The organism is Deltaproteobacteria bacterium, from assembly GCA_009929795.1.
Taxonomy (GTDB): Bacteria; Desulfobacterota; Desulfovibrionia; order Desulfovibrionales; family Desulfomicrobiaceae; genus RZZR01.
The window spans coordinates 1-1,415 of sequence record RZZR01000359.1 but is presented as its reverse complement, the minus strand read 5'-3'; the positions used below and the strand labels follow the sequence as shown (position 1 = coordinate 1,415).

1 protein-coding gene is annotated in these 1,415 nt (G+C 57.0%); it reads right to left on the bottom strand.

Translation table 11 applies throughout. From position 1 onward, the window contains the following. Window positions 1–185: 185 nt before the first annotated feature. Window positions 186–1,367 carry a hypothetical protein gene (locus EOM25_14975; protein NCC26481.1) on the bottom strand — a complete coding sequence of 394 codons (1,182 nt, stop codon included), beginning with the start codon at window positions 1,365–1,367 and terminating at the stop codon, window positions 186–188. Between the last annotated feature and the right edge of the window lie 48 nt (window positions 1,368–1,415).

Below are 1,415 nucleotides of genomic sequence, written 5' to 3'. Positions count from 1 at the left end.
ACAAGATTTTCCGCCCGTTGATCGTGGCCAGCTCCGAGGTACGACCAGACCACGTCGTTCTGGACTCCGAAGTACGGCTTCAAATCGTCCTTCCTGGCCATATCGAACGGCACGACCTCCCCGCTGTCCACGGCCTTGTTTTGATCCTTGTCGATGTAGGTAAAAATCGTTCTTGTATCAGGGTCTCAGTCCCGAAGCCGTTCGTCGCCTTTCCACAGGGCCCTGAGCTCTTCGAGAGGCACCGTGTAAAACGTGCTATTGGAACCGTCGCTCGTGTCCGGGTAGGGCGCGTCGGCCGACACGTCGTAGAGTCTGGCCCGGACTTCTCCGGTCCCGGGTTCCAGGTAGGTCTTCACGATCTTGTCCGTGCCGATGTCCAGGGCCAGATCTTGATCGGTGTCTTCGCGAAGATTCCCGTAATAATCCAGCCAGAGAGATTGAACGTAGCCGACCCAGGAAATCTCCTCGGTCATATCGTCGTTGGTCAGGGTGGGCTTGAAATAGGCCTGCAGGGCGGTCCCTTCGCCCTCTTCCGAGGTCACTGTCGAAGCCACCGCAGTACCCGAGGCCGAACGCTTGAGAATATCGTTGATTGCCCTGGCCAACTGGGCCTCCAAGGCGTATCCGTCCGTGGCCTCGTAGTAGTTGTCGGGTATCCCGTCGCCGTCCCGGTCCCACTCCTCGGGAAGGTCGAAATCGGGCTTGTTGTTGCCGTTTCGGTCCTCGAACCCGCCGTTCATGGCCGTGGTCTTCAGCAGGGCCCGGGCCGCCTTGCTGTCGTAGGAGTTATCTCCAAAGGCGTACACAGGGTAGAGGATGATGTTCTGGTTGCCTTCCAGGTTATTCTTGCCGATCGTGCTCGAGCGCAGATCCGTCACCTTGGCGTACAGGGCTAAATCGGCCAGATAGCTGGAACCGGACGAGCCAAAGGTTGGAACAATGCTATCATCGTGAAAGAACTTGAGCTTCGCGTTCTTTTCTCCGTCGTAGTCCTTGTACGCGCTCGGTATGGCCTGGTCCTGGGTGGATGCCCCATCCGTGATGAGAAGGACGAAACTCTTGGCGCAATAGATTTCCTTGCCATCTAGCAGATACGGGTCGTCTCCGGCATTGGCGCAAGGAGGCTCGTTGGTCGAGTACCCTGAAATCTCGGTGATCTTTTTCTGCATATAGTATTTCATGGCCACGAAATACGATTCAGCCAAGGGCGTCCAAGTTCCGCAGGCCTTGTCCTGCAGATCCTGGTTCAGGGTGATCATGCTGGTGCCGATGACCCGGGCGCCGATGGACCCGCCTTCCTTGCCAGTAGTGTCAAAAAACTCCACGCCCCACCGGGCCTTGTCCGAGACCCGCTGCAAGATGCCCACACAATATCCGTCCTTAAAATTGACGGCCTCGTCCGGAAAATTGTTTTC